General features: G+C 69.7%; 10 protein-coding genes. 7 read left to right on the forward strand and 3 right to left on the reverse strand.

Annotation, left to right across the window (positions count from 1 at the left end; all coding sequences use genetic code 11):
- Positions 1 to 60: 60 nt before the first annotated feature.
- The 4 genes from OG878_RS23955 to OG878_RS23970 all read left to right on the forward strand — a co-directional run bounded on the left by OG878_RS23955 (position 61) and on the right by OG878_RS23970 (position 5,266).
- Complete coding sequence (locus OG878_RS23955; protein WP_328888677.1) at positions 61 to 618, forward strand: DUF501 domain-containing protein; 558 nt, start codon at positions 61 to 63, stop codon at positions 616 to 618.
- Between the two features lie 46 nt (positions 619 to 664).
- The gene (locus OG878_RS23960) at positions 665 to 1,606 is read left to right on the forward strand and encodes a Ppx/GppA phosphatase family protein (RefSeq protein WP_328888678.1); all 942 of its coding nucleotides are present in this window, start codon (positions 665 to 667) and stop codon (positions 1,604 to 1,606) included.
- Between the two features lie 637 nt (positions 1,607 to 2,243).
- Positions 2,244 to 3,629 (forward strand): NAD(P)/FAD-dependent oxidoreductase, encoded by a 1,386-nt coding sequence (locus OG878_RS23965; protein WP_328888679.1) that lies wholly within the window; start codon positions 2,244 to 2,246, stop codon positions 3,627 to 3,629.
- A 332-nt stretch (positions 3,630 to 3,961) separates the two neighbouring features.
- On the forward strand, positions 3,962 to 5,266 hold the full coding sequence (locus OG878_RS23970) for a cyclopropane-fatty-acyl-phospholipid synthase family protein (RefSeq protein ID WP_328888680.1): 1,305 nt from the start codon (positions 3,962 to 3,964) through the stop codon (positions 5,264 to 5,266).
- Positions 5,267 to 5,346: 80 nt separating this feature from the next.
- Here OG878_RS23970 and OG878_RS23975 read toward each other — a convergent pair whose 3' ends face one another.
- The 3 genes from OG878_RS23975 to OG878_RS23985 form a co-directional block, all read right to left on the reverse strand.
- A complete protein-coding gene (locus OG878_RS23975; RefSeq protein ID WP_328888681.1) occupies positions 5,347 to 7,875 on the reverse strand; it encodes an ABC transporter permease in 2,529 nt (842 codons plus the stop codon).
- Between the two features lie 64 nt (positions 7,876 to 7,939).
- A complete protein-coding gene (locus OG878_RS23980) occupies positions 7,940 to 8,710 on the reverse strand; it encodes an ABC transporter ATP-binding protein (protein ID WP_328888682.1) in 771 nt (256 codons plus the stop codon).
- A 195-nt stretch (positions 8,711 to 8,905) separates the two neighbouring features.
- Positions 8,906 to 9,928, reverse strand: a complete 1,023-nt coding sequence (locus OG878_RS23985; RefSeq protein ID WP_328888683.1) for a LacI family DNA-binding transcriptional regulator — start codon at positions 9,926 to 9,928, stop codon at positions 8,906 to 8,908.
- A 222-nt stretch (positions 9,929 to 10,150) separates the two neighbouring features.
- On the opposite strand from OG878_RS23985, the gene OG878_RS23990 reads away from it, so the two are divergent.
- From OG878_RS23990 to OG878_RS24000, 3 genes are all read left to right on the forward strand, one after another.
- The gene (locus OG878_RS23990; protein ID WP_328888684.1) at positions 10,151 to 11,887 is read left to right on the forward strand and encodes an ABC transporter substrate-binding protein; all 1,737 of its coding nucleotides are present in this window, start codon (positions 10,151 to 10,153) and stop codon (positions 11,885 to 11,887) included.
- Positions 11,888 to 12,029: 142 nt separating this feature from the next.
- Positions 12,030 to 13,025, forward strand: coding sequence for an ABC transporter permease (locus OG878_RS23995; RefSeq protein ID WP_328888685.1), 996 nt, complete (start codon positions 12,030 to 12,032; stop codon positions 13,023 to 13,025).
- Positions 13,022 to 13,948, forward strand: coding sequence for an ABC transporter permease (locus OG878_RS24000; RefSeq protein WP_328888686.1), 927 nt, complete (start codon positions 13,022 to 13,024; stop codon positions 13,946 to 13,948). Before OG878_RS23995 ends, OG878_RS24000 begins: the two co-directional genes overlap by 4 nt.
- Position 13,949 lies beyond the last annotated feature (1 nt).

Below are 13,949 nucleotides of genomic sequence, written 5' to 3' on the forward strand. Positions count from 1 at the left end.
CGCCCCTTTCATTCCGCTGCGGAACCGCAGCTCAGCATCTCGAGTAGAACCAAGGCAGGCATGGAAACGCCCCCTCCCCAGACCGAATCAACCGCGCCCACCGAGGCGGACATCGCCGCGTTCCAGCAGCAGCTCGGCCGCCCGCCGCGCGGGCTGCGCGCGATCGCGCACCGCTGCCCGTGCGGCAACCCGGACGTGGTCGAGACGCAGCCCCGGCTGGAGGACGGTACGCCGTTCCCGACGACGTACTACCTGACGTGCCCGCGCGCGGCCTCCGCGATCGGCACGCTGGAGGCGAACGGCGTCATGAAGGAGATGACGGAGCGTCTGGGCACCGACCCGGAGCTCGCGGCCGCGTACCGCAACGCGCACGAGGACTACATCGCCCGGCGCGATGCCATCGAGGTGCTGGAGGGCTTCCCGAGCGCGGGTGGCATGCCGGACCGGGTGAAGTGCCTGCATGTGCTGGTGGGGCATTCGCTGGCGGCGGGGCCAGGGGTCAATCCGCTGGGGGACGAGGCGATTGCGATGCTGCCGGAGTGGTGGCGCAAGGGCCCGTGCGTGACGCCGTGCGGACCCGCGGACGAGCCCGGCACGTCGAGCCCGTCCGGCGATTGAGGACCAGGGTCCGGGGCGGAGCCCCGGGCACACGACAGGAGAACCCATGACCCGCGTTGCCGCCATCGACTGCGGAACCAACTCCATCCGCCTGCTCGTCGCCGACGCCGACCCCGCCACGGGTGAGCTCATCGAGCTCGACCGCCGGATGGAGATCGTCCGGCTCGGGCAGGGGGTGGACCGCACCGGCCGGCTCGCTCCCGACGCGCTGGAGCGGACCTTCGCCGCCTGCCGCCAGTACGCGGCGGTCATCAAGGAGCACGGCGCCGAGAGGCTGCGCTTCGTCGCCACCTCCGCCTCCCGCGACGCGGAGAACAGGGACGAGTTCGTCCGTGGTGTGCTGGACATCCTCGGCGTGGAGCCCGAGGTGATCAGCGGTGACCAGGAGGCGCAGTTCTCCTTCGACGGCGCCACCAAGGAGCTGGAGGGCAGCGACCATCTCGCGAAGCCGTATCTGGTGGTCGACATCGGCGGCGGCTCCACCGAGTTCGTCGTCGGCGACGACCGGGTCCTGGCCGCACGGTCCGTGGACATCGGCTGCGTACGGATGACGGAGCGTCACCTCGTGCACGACGGTGTGGTCACCGACCCGCCCACGCCGGCTCAGATCGCGGCGATCCGCGCGGACATCGACGCCGCCCTGGATCTCGCCGAGGAGACCGTCCCGCTGACCGAGGCCGCCACGCTCGTCGGCCTCGCCGGGACCGTCACCACCGTGGCCGCGATCGCGCTGGGGCTGCAGGAGTACGACTCGGAGGCGATCCACCACTCACGGCTCTCCTTCGAGCAGGTCCAGGAGATCACCGGACGGCTGGTCACCTCGACCCACGCCGAGCGCGCCGCGATCCCCGCGATGCACCCGGGACGGGTCGATGTCATCACCTCCGGGGCGCTCGTCCTGCTGGCCGTGATGGAGCGGACCGGGGCCCGCGAAGTCGTCGTCAGCGAGCACGACATCCTGGACGGCATCGGCTGGTCCGTCGCCTGAGGGCTGTCCCGTAGTCCCTGGCGGGCGCGCGACGGCAGTTGCGGCACCTCACCGCGTCGCCGGAACGCCCGAATACGGCCCGTAGGGGGACGCTCCTCCGCCTTGCGATGCACCACATCCGACGCCGCGCGCGGATCCATCAGGGATGACGGGACAGCCCTTGGCGAGGCGCCGGCGGCGAGGGGCACGGCGGGGTGCGGGGAGCGCGGTCGACGATCCGCTCATACGCACTCCCGCCTGCCCCTTTGAGGCATCTTCGGCTTCTCGCGGGCCCTTCCCGGCCCCCCTGCGAAGACACGCCGCGACGAAGTTCGTGAACTTCTTCACAAGGAATTCGGCGCTCCGGAGCACACTTCTGCTCCGTACGGGCCTCCACGGCCCTCTACGGGCGCGTCCGCCGGGTGTGCGGGAGGGTTTCGGGGATGTTGCGAGCGGGTGGGAAGAAGCGGGTGGTCCACTCCGCCGTCGGGCTCAACAGCCTGCTCACAAGCGGTGAACAACGTTCGCCGCGGCACGGTGGTTCCCTCGTGCCGTCATGACCTCGGTCACGTGGGCGGCGAAGTGTAGCAGAGGGTGGGGGAGACCTTGTGAAGGGGCTCACGAGCGTGCCCTCCGAGGGGGGTGGATACTCGATGGCATGAGCACCACGGAGCGTCCCAGGATCCTCGTAGTAGGCGGTGGGTACGTAGGCCTGTACGCAGCTCGGCGCATTCTCAAGAAGATGCGCTACGGCGAGGCGACCGTCACGGTCGTCGACCCGCGGTCGTACATGACCTACCAGCCCTTCCTCCCCGAAGCCGCCGCCGGCAGCATCTCCCCCCGGCACGTCGTCGTCCCGCTGCGACGCGTGCTGCCCAAGGCGGAGGTTCTCACCGGTCGGGTCACCACCATCGACCAGGACCGCAAGGTCGCCACGATCGCGCCGCTCGTCGGCGAGGCGTACGAGCTGCCTTTCGACTACCTGGTGATCGCGCTCGGCGCCGTCTCCCGCACCTTCCCGATCCCCGGCCTCGCCGAACAGGGCATCGGCATGAAGGGCATCGAGGAGGCCATCGGCCTGCGCAACCACGTCCTCGAGCAGCTGGACAAGGCCGACTCGACGACCGATGAGGACGTCCGCCGCAGGGCGTTGACGTTCGTCTTCGTGGGCGGCGGCTTCGCCGGTGCGGAGACCATCGGCGAGGTCGAGGACATGGCCCGCGACGCGGCGAAGTACTACACGAGCGTGAAGCGCGAGGACATGCGCTTCATCCTCGTCGACGCCGCCGACAAGATCCTTCCCGAGGTCGGCCCGAAGCTGGGCACCTGGGGCCGGGAGCACCTGGAGTCCCGTGGCGTCGAGGTCTTCCTCTCGACCTCCATGGACTCCTGCGTCGACGGTCATGTCGTCCTGAAGAACGGCCTCGAGGTCGACTCCAACACCATCGTGTGGACGGCCGGCGTGAAGCCGAACCCGGCGCTGGCTCGCTTCGGCCTGCCGCTCGGCCCGCGCGGTCACGTGGACACCTCCGAGAAGCTTCAGGTGCAGGGCACCGACTACATCTGGGCCGCGGGCGACAACGCCCAGGTTCCGGACATGGTCGGCCGCAAGGCCGGCAACCCGAACGCCTGGTGCCCGCCCAACGCCCAGCACGCGCTGCGTCAGGCGAAGGTCCTCGGCGACAACGTCATCTCCGGGATGCGCGGCTTCCCGCAGAAGGACTACAGCCACGCCAACAAGGGTGCGGTCGCCGGTCTCGGCCTGCACAAGGGCGTCGCGATGATCGTCATGGGCAAGATGAAGATCAAGCTCAAGGGCCGTCTCGCCTGGTACATGCACCGTGGTTACCACGGCATGGCGATGCCGACCTGGAACCGCAAGATCCGGATCTTCGCCGACTGGACGCTTGCGATGTTCCTCAAGCGCGAGGTCGTCTCGCTCGGCGCCATGGAGACGCCGCGCGAGGAGTTCTACGAGGCCGCCAAGCCGGCCCCGGCTCCGGTCGCCGCCAAGGCCGAGGGCGAGAAGGCCAAGGCCTCCTAGTCCGCCCGCGGATGCTCGCATCCGTGCAGCATGTGCACAACGCCCGAAGGGGCCGTCCGCCATCCGTGGTGCGGGCGGCCCCTTCGCCGTACCCGGAGTGGCCGTCTCCGGGGCCTTCGTCCTGATCGTCCCGGCCCGCGGGCGGGACCCGGAAACTCTGTGTGGTGTACAGGTATTTTGCCGATCCGTTGCGCCACTACGGGATGGCGCGGGCACCCGAGGGCGTTGACGGGGATGTGCTTCGTCGTGGCGCCGCGGGTGCCGGGCGTGGTGCACGGCATGTTTGGGCATATTGGGGCACGTTGGGAAACACCATCACGGAGGTGTACGCCATGGCAGACGCCGCCTTGCGGCTGACCGCTCTCGCCGAGGAACTGCTGGGAGAACCCGTACCGGTCCGGATCCGGGCCTGGGACGGCAGCGAATCCGGGCCGCCCGGCGCCCCCGTACTCGTCGTCCGCAGCCGCCGTGCGGTGCGCCGGGTGCTGTGGAAGCCGGGCGAACTGGGCCTGGCCCGCGCCTGGGTGGCCGGCGAACTCGACATCGAGGGCGACCTGTACGAGACCCTGGACCTGATGGCCGGGCTGCTCTGGGAACGCGGGGCGGACGCGAAGGACGCCGTCCACCCGATCCGGGACCCGAAGGTGCGCGCCGCCGCCCGCGGCCTGCTCCAACTGGCCGGGCCCTGGCCGCCGCCGGCCCCGCCCGCCGAGGAGGTCCGCCGCCGCACCGGCCCCCTCCACACCAGGCGCCGCGACAAGGAGGCCATCAGCCACCACTACGACGTGGGCAACGACTTCTACGAACTGGTCCTCGGGCCGTCCATGGTCTACTCCTGCGCCTACTGGGAGGACGGCGGGAGCCTGGAGGACGCCCAGCGCGACAAGCTCGACCTGGTCTGCCGCAAGCTCGCCCTCAAGGAGGGCGACCGTCTCCTCGACGTCGGCTGCGGCTGGGGCTCCATGGCCATCCACGCGGCCCGGGAGTACGGCGCCCAGGTCACCGGAGTGACCCTCTCCACCGAACAGGCCGCGTTCGCCCGCAAGCGCATCGCCGAGGAGGGGCTGACGGACCGGATCGAGATCCGGGTCCAGGACTACCGGGACGTCAGGGACGGTCCGTACGACGCCATCTCGTCGATCGGCATGGCCGAGCACGTCGGCTCGGTCCGCTACCGCGAATACGCCGACGACCTCTACGCGCTGCTGAGGCCCGGCGGCCGGCTGCTCAACCACCAGATCGCCCGCCGCCCCGAGAGGGACGAGTCCGCGTACCACGTGGACGAGTTCATCGACGCGTACGTCTTCCCCGACGGCGAACTCGCCCCGGTCGGCCGGACCGTCGCGACGCTGGAGGAAGCCGGCTTCGAGGTCCGGGACGTCGAGTCGATCCGTGAGCACTACGCACTGACCCTGCGCCGCTGGGTCGCCAACCTGGAGCAGCACTGGGACCGCGCGGTCGCCCTGACCTCGCCCGGCCGGGCCAGGGTCTGGCGCCTGTACATGGCGGCCTCCGCCCTCTCCTTCGAGCACAACAAGATCGGCGTCAACCAGATCCTCGCGGTGCGTCCGGCGAAGGGCGGTTCCTCCGGTATGCCGCTGCGCGCGCGTGACTGGAGGGCGTCCGCGGGCGGCTGACACATCTGCCGACGGAAGAGGGCCGGTACCCCGCGGCGTCCGCCGCCGGGTACCGGCCCTCCGTCCTGGGCGCGGCCGCGTCACTCGGTCTTGATGGCCGTCAGCATGTTCAGCTTCGCGGCGCTGCGGGCCGGCCAGAGCGCGGCCAGCACACCCACCAGCCCGGCGAGCACCAGGAAGACCGCGATCCGGTCCCACGGGACGACCAGGACGTAGCCCTCGATCTTCGACGCGAACGTCTGGCCGATCGCCCAGCCGAGGAACATCCCGAGACCGACGCCGACCACCGCGCCGAAGAGCGAGATGACCACCGCCTCCAGCCGGATCATGCGCTTGACCTTGCGCCGGTCCAGGCCGATCGCCCGGAGCATGCCGATCTCCTGCTGACGCTCGAAGACCGACATCGCCAGGGTGTTGACGACTCCGAGCACCGCGATGATCAGGGCCATCGCCAGCAGGCCGTACATGATGTTCATCGCGAGGTTCACGGAGCCGCCGAACGTGTCGCGGATGTCCTGACGGTCCATCACGCTCATGGCCGGGCTGTCGCCCAGCGCGTCCACCACGGCCTGCTCATTGGCCTCGGTGGCGCCGCCGTCCATCTTCAGCCAGATCTCGGCGATGTACGGGCGGGCGTCGTGCCGGTTCGCGATGTCCGCCGAGATCAGGATCGGCGAGACGAACTCGTTCTGCCGGTAGATCGCGCCGACCTTCAGCTTGCCCTTCTGCTCGTCGCCGAACGTCACCGGGAGGGTGTCGCCGGTCTTCCAGCGGTTCGACTCGGCGGTCTTGTCGCCGATGGCGATCTCGCCGTCGGCGAGCGAGGCCAGCGAGCCGGAGACCGTCTTCAGCGCGAAGACCTTCTCGACGTCGCCCGGGGCGACCCCCGACGCGGCGTGGAACCTGCCCCCGATCTCGAGCGAGGCGTCCTGCTGCCCGGAGACGGCCGTGACGCCCTCGGTCTTCTGCAGGGCGCCGAGCGCCGACGTGTCGAGCGGCCCGTGGCTCGCCATCGTCACCATGTAGTCGGCCCGGATGTTGTCCGTCGTCATCCGGTCGACCGCCCGGCCGAGGGTGACGCCGAGCACCGAGATGCCGGTGACCAGGGTGAGACCGATCGCCAGAGCGGAAGCGGTGGCTCCGGTGCGCCGCGGGTTGCGGACCGCGTTCTGCGCGGCCAGCTTGCCGGAGACCCCGAACAGCCGCTGCAGCAGCGGGCGGACCAGAGCGATCACCGGCCGGGACAGCAGCGGGATCAGCACGATGACACCGACGAGGGCGAGGAACGCACCGAGACCGACCTCGAGCCGGCCGGTGTCACCGGCCGTCGCCGCGCCCGTCACGATCGCGGCGGCACCGAGCAGCGTGAGCACACCACCGATCGAGTTGCGCAGCACCAGCGACTTCACGGTCGCCACCGCGTGGACGCTGCTCATCGCGGCGACCGGCGGGATCTTCGCGGCCCGGCGGGCGGGCAGCCAGGCGGCCAGCACGGTGATCAGCACACCGACGCCGAGGGCGGCGCCGATCGCGGTGGGCGAGACGATCAGTGGTCCGGCCGGGATCCGCCCGCCGAGCAGGCTCATCGCGGAGCGCAGCGCGGTGGCGAGACCGAGACCGAGCAGAAAGCCGATGACGGACGCGATGGCGCCGACGACGCCCGCCTCGAGGAGCACGGAGCGCTTGACCTGGCGGCGGGAGGCGCCGACGGCGCGCATCAGTGCCAGTTCCCGGGTGCGCTGGGCGACCAGCATGGTGAACGTGTTGGCGATCAGGAAGACGCCGACGAAGAGGGCGATGGCCGCGAAGGCCAGCAGGATGGTGTTGAGGTTGCCCAGGCCGTTCTCGATGTCCTCGGCCTGCTGGTCGGCGAGGGCCTTGCCGGTCCGGGCGGTGGCGCCCTTCGGCAGCAGCGGCTTCACCTCGGACAGCAGCGTCGCGTCCGAGGCGCCTGCCGCGGCGGTGACCGTGACGTCCTGGAACCAGCCGGGCTTCAGATAGAGCTGCTGGGCGACCGGGGTGTCGAAGAGGACCAGGCTGCCGCCCGCGTTGACGGCGCCGTCCTCGGTGGTGAAGATCCCCGAGAGGGTGTACTCCTTCACCGGCCCGTTGGTGGCGACCCGGACCCGGTCGCCGACCTCGTAGGCGCCCTTCTTCGCGGTCTCCTTGTCGAGCGCGATCCGGTCGTCGCCGGCGGGGCCGCTGCCGTCGACGAAGGTGTACGAGGCGTCCTTGCCGTTCGTGCCGGGAGAGAAGTTCCCGCCGGTGTTGGACCAGCCGTTGCCGATCAGCTTGCCGTCCGGGTCGGCGACCCCGGCGAAGCCGGAGACCCGGCCGGTTGCGGTGGCCACCCCGTCCAGGGACCGGATCCTCCCGAGCGTGGCGGCGTCGATGCCGGAGGTCTCCTCGTCGCGCCGGTCGGCGTGGCCGGTGACCGCGACGGCGACGTCGTCGTAACTCTTCGCGGACTGGTTGCGGAAGGCGTTGCCGAGGGTGTCGGTGAAGATCAGGGTGCCGGAGACGAAGGCCACGCCGAGCATCACGGCGAACACGGTCATCAGCAGTCTGGCCTTGTGCGCGAGCACATTGCGCAGGGCGGTACGGAACATGTCTGTCAGTCCTGGGATGGGGTCCGGAAGCGGGGTCGGGGAGGCGGTCGCAGCTGTACGGGACTCAGCTGGTACGGCCCTTGGCGTCGAACGCCTTCATCCGGTCGAGGACCCCGTCCGCGGTGGGCCGCATCATTTCGTCGACGACCGCCCCGTCCGCAAGGAAGATCACCCGGTCCGCGTAGGAGGCGGCGACCGGGTCGTGGGTCACCATCACCACGGTCTGGCCCAGTTCGCGCACGGAGTTGCGCAGGAAGCCCAGCACCTCGGCGCCGGAGCGGGAGTCCAGGTTGCCGGTCGGCTCGTCACCGAAGATGATCTCGGGACGGGAGGCCAGGGCGCGGGCCACCGCGACGCGCTGCTGCTGGCCGCCGGAGAGTTCGGTGGGCCGGTGCTTCAGCCGGTCGGACAGCCCCACCATCGCGATGACGTTGCGCAGCCACTCGGCGTCGGGCCGGCGGCCCGCGATGTCCATCGGCAGGGTGATGTTCTCCAGCGCGGTCAGCGTGGGCAGCAGGTTGAACGCCTGGAAGATGAAACCGATCTTGTCCCGGCGGAGCTGGGTGAGCTGCTTGTCCTTGAGGGAGCCGAGCTCCGTCTCACCGATCCGTACCGAACCGCTGCTGAAGCTGTCGAGGCCGGCGACGCAGTGCATGAGGGTGGACTTGCCGGAGCCCGACGGACCCATGATCGCGGTGAACTCGCCCTGCGGGAAGTCCACGGTGACCCGGTCCAGGGCGGTCACCTTGGTCTCGCCCTCTCCGTAGATCTTCGACAGATCCGTGGCGCGGGCGGCCACCGCGGTGGCGCGGTGAGCGGTGGAGGTGATGGTCACGGGGACACTCCTGTTCAGGACTTCGGTCGGGGCGGGGTCGGCCACTCCATCCTCATCGCCCGAAGGCCGCAGGTCGTCAGTCCCCGTGCCCGTTCGCGGGGGCCACTTGAGTCGCACCGGAGGGCCGTTTCGTCCTCCTCGGGTATGACACCGACCCTGAGTCCGTCCTTCTGCGGAAGGCCGCCCGGACGCCCGCTACCGGCGCGGCGGCGCGGTGGAGCCGCGCGGTACGAGCCGGGCCGCGGTGTCCTCGAAGCCGGGCGCCGTCCCGTGGGTGACCAGGGCCAGCAGTGTCCGTGCCGCATGGCTGCCGTATGCGGGGATGTCCCTGCTGAGCGCTGTCAGCGGCGGCCGCACCACCCGGGACAGCTGGGAGTCGTCCCAGGCGACCAGCGACAGATCGCCGGGCACGTCGAGCCCCATCTCCTGGGCGACCGAAAGGCCGGCGACGGCCATGATGTCGTTGTCGTAGATGATGGCGGTGGACCGCTGCGGCGAGCTGATCAGCTGCCGGGTCGCATGGGCGCCTTCCTCGCCGGAGTAGTCGGTGTGGATCACCACCGGCTCGCCGAGGCCCAGTTCGGCGCAGATCTCGCCCTGGGCGCGGTCGCGCAGCTGCGTATGGATCAGGTCGGGCAGCCCCGCGACGCGGGCGATGGAGCGATGGCCCAGTGCGGTCAGATACGCCAGGGTGTCCCGCAGGGCCCCGGAGTCGTCCGACCACACGGGGGTGAGCGGGCCGGCCGCCGAGGGGTGCCCGATCGCCACGGCCGGCATTCCCAGTTCGGCGACGCCCTCGATCCGCGGGTCGGGGCTGCGCAGATCGGCGAGGAACACGCCGTCCACCCGGCCCTCTCCCCACCAGCGGCGGTAGACCTCCAGCTCCTGTGCGGGGTCGTTGACGACCTGGAGCAGAAGGGCGCAGCCGCGCGGGGACAGCTCGCTCTCGATGCCGCTGATCAGTTCCATGAAGAACGGTTCCATGCCGAGCAGCCGGGCCGGCCGGCACAGGGCGAGGCCGACGGCGTCGGCGCGCGCGTGGGTGAGCGCACGCGCCGCACTGTTGGGCCGCCAGCCGATCTCCTGGGCGATGGCCTTGATGGCGGCACGGGTTGCCGGGGAGACCCCGGGCCGGTCGTTCAGTGCGTACGACACCGCCACCTTGGAGACCCCGGCGCGGTGCGCGATGTCGGCGATCGTGGGGCGCTGCTTGGGCATACGGCCTCGCTTAACCGGTTCGTGTTCAGCGGTCATCGTAACTGCCGGCGCCCGTACCTGCGGCTTCTCCCCGTGAGGTGATGATCGCTCAACTACCCCTGAAAATAAAGGAATGGGAGCGCTCCCGCGCTCTTGACACTGCCTGTCGACAGCCATAGCTTCACGGCACTTACCCGGTTCAGTGACTCCGCTCACAGGGACGGCGGAGGAATGGGAGGGACGATGGGTACGGGAATCCGGGTGCGGATCGCCACCACGCTTGCCGTGATCGGGCTCGCTGCCACCGCGTGCACGGGGGGCGGCTCCTCGTCCAACGGCTCCGGCGGTTCGGGCGGCAAGGCGGGCGGCGCACTGCCGCGCAACGAGACGCTCTATACGACCGGTACGCAGTGGGGGCCACCGGCCAACTACAACCCGCTGCACGACTGGGACCACGCGACCGGCACCAAGGGGCTGGTCTACGAGACGCTGTTCCACTTCGACCCGAACGCGGGCAAGCTCACGCCCTGGCTGGCGCAGTCGGGCGGCTGGACCGCGGACAAGACCTACGAGGTGAAGCTGCGCCCGGGCATCACCTGGTCCGACGGCAAGCCGCTGACCGCCCAGGACGTCGCGTACTCCTACGGGATCGGCAAGATCGAGGCGTCGTCCTTCCACACCCTGTGGGACTGGCTTGCTGACGTGAAGGCGGTGGACGCCACCACCGTCCGCTTCACCTTCAAGCAAGCCCGTTACCAGGAGTGGGACTTCAACCTCTACGGCCGCCCGATCGTCCCCGAGCACATCTGGAGCAAGCGCTCCGAGAAGGATGTCCTCGACGGCGTCAACGACAAGCCGGTCGGGACCGGTGCGTACACCCTCAAGAGCCACACCCAGGACCGTGTCGTGTGGCAGCGGCGCGACGACTGGTGGGGCGTCAAGGGGCTCGGCATGAAGCCCGCGCCCCGGTACATCGTCGACGTGTCCAACCCCAGCAACGAGGTGGTCATCGGCCAGCTGGGCCAGGGGCAGCTGGACCTGAGCAACAACTTCCTGCCGGGCGCCTCCTCGCTCATCAAGACCAAGAAGGTCGTCTCGTACTACGACAAGCCGCCGTACATGCTCTCCGCCAACACGGCCTGGCTGGTGCCCAACACCACGAAGAAGCCGATGGACGACGCGGCGTTCCGCAGGGCGCTCGCCGCGTCCGTCGACGTCGGGAAGATCGTCAAGGGGGTGTACGGGGAGCTGGTCAAGCCCGCCGACCCGACCGGACTGCTCCCGCAGTGGAACCAGTTCGTCGACCAGGGCCTGGTGGCGAAGGAGGGCTTCTCCTACGACACGGGCAAGGCCAGGCAGACCCTCGCCGACGCCGGGTACAGGGACACGGACGGCGACGGGTTCGTGGAGAACAAGGACGGCTCGAAGATCAGCCTCAAGCTGGCCGTGCCGACGGGCTGGACCGACTGGATGGAGGCCGCGAAGGTCATCGCCGCCTCGGGCAAGGCCGCGGGCATCCGGATCACCACCGAGTTCCCCGACCAGAACGCCCTCAACGAGCAGCGCGGCAAGGGCGACTTCGACCTCGTCATCAACAACGAGCGCCAGCTGTCCAACACCCCGTGGACGTACTACGAGTACATGTTCCAGCTGCCGGTCCAGAAGCAGCAGAACACGGTCAACTTCGGCCGGTACGAGAACGAGGAGGCATGGAAGCTGGTCCAGCAACTCGGCGGGGTGAAGACCGACGACACCGAGGGCATGAAGGCGGTCATCTCCAGGATCCAGGACATCCAGCTCAAGGAGATGCCCGTCATCCCGCTCTGGTACAACGGCCTCTGGTCGCAGTCCACCACCGGGACCTGGAAGAACTGGCCGTCGGACGCCCCGGGTGCGCCCAAGTACGCCCCCGCTCTCTGGCGCAACTGGCTGGAGATGGGCGGATTCGAGGCCCTCACCCAGCTCAAGCCCGCCAAGTGACCGGCGCGGTCTGACCGTTCGCCGCAGGTCCATGAGTCCCGGCCCGCACAGCGGGCCGGGCAGGACCCTTCCACGACCGCCCCGCCGTGCGGCCCGCGCCCTGACCGCGGCCGCGCGGCCGGGCTCTGCCCGGGGAGCCCCCTTGCGCCGCTACTTCGCCAGAAAACTCCTGATCTACGGATTCACCTTCGTCATCGCCGTCACCGTCAACTGGATGATCCCGCGCTTCATGCCCGGTGACCCGGTGGCCGCCATGGTGGCCCGCGCCAGGGTCTCCCAGCCCGAGGCGGTCGAGGCCATGCGCTCCTACTACAACAACCTGTTCGGCTTCGACGAACCCGTCTGGCAGCAGTACCTGCACTTCTGGAGCGCCCTGCTGCAGGGCGACTTCGGGCTGTCCATCTGGGTCTTCCCCAAGCCCGTCGGCGATGTGCTCCTCGACGCGCTCCCGTACACCCTGGGGCTGATGATCCCGGCCATCCTGCTCAGCTGGTTCGCCGGCAACTGGCTGGGCGCGCTCGCGGCCCGCCGGAAGGTGCTCGACAACACCGTGCTCCCGGCCGGATATCTGCTGACCGCGATGCCGTACATGTGGATCGCCGTGATCCTCGCCTGGGCGCTCGGCTCCAAGGCGGGCTGGTTCCCTCTCTCCGGCGGCTACAGCCTGGACGTCCAGCCCAGCTGGACCACGGACTTCGCCCTCGATCTGCTGCACCACTGGGTGCTGCCGTTCCTCTCCCTCTTCCTGGTCGCGCTCGGCGGCTGGGCCATCGGCATGCGAAACATGATCATTTACGAGCTCGAGTCCGACTACTCGTCCTATCTGTCGGCCCTCGGCGCACCGCAGCGGCTGATCCGCCGCTACGCCTTCCGCAACGCGGTACTGCCGCAGATCACCGGTCTCGCCCTGCAACTGGGCGTGCTGGTGGCCGGAGCGCTGGTCACCGAGATCGTCTTCGCCTATCCCGGGCTCGGCTCCCTGATCCTGGCCGCGATCCAGAACCAGGACTTCTTCCTGCTCCAGGGCGCGTTCCTGTTCATCGTCATCGGCGTACTGATCGCCAACTTTCTCATCGACGTCGTGTACGTCGTGGTCGACCCCCGGACCCGTACGGGCATGGCAGGAGGCCAGTCATGAGCACCCGGCCCGAACCGGCCACCGCGCCCGTCGCCGCGACGGCCCCCGCCGCAACGGCGCCCGCCCCCGCGGCCGGACCCGTCCGCGAGACGCTGCACTACGCCGTGCGCAACCCCAAGCTGATCATCGGCTTCACGGTGGTCGCCCTGCTGCTGGCCGTCGGCCTGGTGGGACCGGCACTGCTCGACAACGCCAACCCCAACGAATACGTGGGGGCGCAGTCCGCGCCGCCGGACGGAACGTACTGGCTGGGCACCACGACGTTCGGCCAGGACGTGTACGCGCAGTTCGTGCACGGGCTGCGCGCCACCTTCCTGGTGGGCGTCATCGGCGGTGCCATCGCCGCCGTCATTGCCATGCTGGTCGGCTTCCTCGCCGGCTACCGCGGCGGAGCCGTGGACGAGATCCTCAACATGCTCACCAACGTGGTGCTGGTGATCCCCGCCCTGGCGGTGCTGCTGATCATCAACGCCTACCTCGGTGTCCGCTCCGTCACTGTCCAGGGGATCTTCATCGGACTCACCTCCTGGCCCTGGGCGGCCCGCGCGATCCGCGCACAGACCTTCTCGCTGCGCACCCGGGAGTTCGTCGACCTGGCCCGGCTCAGCGGCAGCGGCACCTGGCGGATCGTCTTCCGTGAGGTCGCGCCCAACATGAGCTCGTACCTCTTCATGACGTTCATCCTGCTCTTCGGCGGCTCCATCCTCGTCGCCTCGTCGCTGGACTTCATCGGACTCGGCCCCACCGAGGGCGTCTCGCTCGGCCTGATGCTGCAGAGCGCCCAGCAGTGGAGCGCCCTCCAACTCGGCATGTGGTGGTGGTTCGTCCCGCCGGGCGCCGGGATCACCGCGATCGTCGGCGCGCTCTACGTCGCCAATGTCGGCCTCGACGAGGTCTTCAACCCGAAGCTGAGGGAGTCCTGAG

It is taken from the genome of Streptomyces sp. NBC_00316 (assembly GCF_036158715.1).
GTDB lineage: Bacteria > Actinomycetota > Actinomycetes > Streptomycetales > Streptomycetaceae > Streptomyces.

Excerpts from the sequence above, each read along its gene's own strand:
- OG878_RS23955 (WP_328888677.1), top strand. The coding sequence starts at position 61 with ATGGAAACGCCCCCTCCCCAGACCGAATCAACCGCGCCCACCGAGGCG.
- OG878_RS23960 (WP_328888678.1), top strand. The coding sequence starts at position 665 with ATGACCCGCGTTGCCGCCATCGACTGCGGAACCAACTCCATCCGCCTG.
- OG878_RS23965 (WP_328888679.1), top strand. The coding sequence starts at position 2,244 with ATGAGCACCACGGAGCGTCCCAGGATCCTCGTAGTAGGCGGTGGGTAC.
- OG878_RS23970 (WP_328888680.1), top strand. The coding sequence starts at position 3,962 with ATGGCAGACGCCGCCTTGCGGCTGACCGCTCTCGCCGAGGAACTGCTG.
- OG878_RS23975 (WP_328888681.1), bottom strand. The coding sequence starts at position 7,875 with ATGTTCCGTACCGCCCTGCGCAATGTGCTCGCGCACAAGGCCAGACTG.
- OG878_RS23985 (WP_328888683.1), bottom strand. The coding sequence starts at position 9,928 with ATGCCCAAGCAGCGCCCCACGATCGCCGACATCGCGCACCGCGCCGGG.
- OG878_RS23990 (WP_328888684.1), top strand. The coding sequence starts at position 10,151 with ATGGGTACGGGAATCCGGGTGCGGATCGCCACCACGCTTGCCGTGATC.
- OG878_RS24000 (WP_328888686.1), top strand. The coding sequence starts at position 13,022 with ATGAGCACCCGGCCCGAACCGGCCACCGCGCCCGTCGCCGCGACGGCC.